This is a genomic window from Longitalea luteola, from assembly GCF_017356035.1.
Classification (GTDB): Bacteria; Bacteroidota; Bacteroidia; order Chitinophagales; family Chitinophagaceae; genus Niastella; species Niastella luteola.
The window spans coordinates 1-1,184 of the sequence record NZ_JAFIQX010000034.1; the positions used below are offsets into that span (position 1 = coordinate 1).

At 42.8% G+C, this 1,184-nt stretch carries 1 protein-coding gene; it reads left to right on the plus strand.

The window, feature by feature from the left end:
- Positions 1–63 precede the first annotated feature (63 nt).
- Complete coding sequence (locus tag JUB15_RS28295) at positions 64–1,113, plus strand: IS481 family transposase (protein ID WP_242696548.1); 1,050 nt, start codon at positions 64–66, stop codon at positions 1,111–1,113.
- The last annotated feature ends 71 nt before the right edge of the window (positions 1,114–1,184 follow it).

Below are 1,184 nucleotides of genomic sequence, written 5' to 3' on the forward strand. Positions count from 1 at the left end.
TGACAGTTTGGGATTAACTTTAAAGTAACTACACAATTAAGTAATCCCAAAAGCTGTCAAATCATGAACACGCAAGTTAAATTAATTAAAGGTAAAGTTGGCCTACTAAAGCTGGCCGAAGAATTAGGTAACGTATCCCAAGCCTGTAAACTATTCGGTTATTCCAGAGACACATTTTATCGTTATAAAGAACTATATGAGCAAGGTGGTGAGCATGCTTTGCAGGAAGTCAGCCGTCGTAAACCTAACATAAAGAATCGAATAGAACCATCTGTTGAAGAGGCTGTTGTAGCTATGGCTATTGAGAAGCCCGCATATGGCCAGTTGAGGGCAAGCAACGAATTGAAAAAGAAGGGCATTTTTATTTCACCGGCAGGTGTCAGATGTGTCTGGTTACGCCATGATCTGGAAACCATCCGTAAACGCTTAAAGGCCTTAGAGGTCAAGTCAGCCCAGGAAGGTATGGTACTTACCGAAGACCAGGTTGTCGCCCTGGAAAGAGCCAAGGAGGAAAAGCAAGCCTATGGCGAAATAGAAACCCACCATCCCGGATATCTCGGAGCCCAGGACACCTACTATGTGGGCACGATTAAGGGCGTTGGTCGTATTTATCAGCAGACTTTTATTGACACCTATAGCAAAGTGGCTACAGCCAAACTGTACGATCGTAAGAACGCTTTAATTGCAGCGGACATGCTTAATGACCGGGTTCTTCCTTTCTTTGAGCAGCATGGCATTAATCTGCTTAGAATACTCACTGACCGCGGAACCGAATACTGTGGCGCCAGAGAGCACCATGAATACCAACTCTATCTTGCCCTGGAAGACATCGATCACTCTAAAACAAAAGCCAAATCGCCTCAAACTAACGGCATCTGTGAAAGATTGCATCGAACCATGCAGGAAGAGTTCTATGCTGTTACCTTTAGGAAGAAAATCTATAACACACTTGATGAACTACAAGCAGATCTGGATCTGTGGTTAGAAGAGTATAATAACCAGCGTACGCACTCTGGCAAATACTGCTATGGCAGAACTCCTATGCAAACATTTTTAGAAACCTTACCTTTAGCAAAGCAAAAAATGCTACAGGATGTCCCACCTGCAGCATAAAATATATCCTGACCCTATAAAACTAAAAAGAAAAAATCCTCAAACTGTCGGATCAAATACTAGCTAGAACA

Excerpts from the sequence above, each read along its gene's own strand:
- JUB15_RS28295 (WP_242696548.1), top strand. The coding sequence starts at position 64 with ATGAACACGCAAGTTAAATTAATTAAAGGTAAAGTTGGCCTACTAAAG.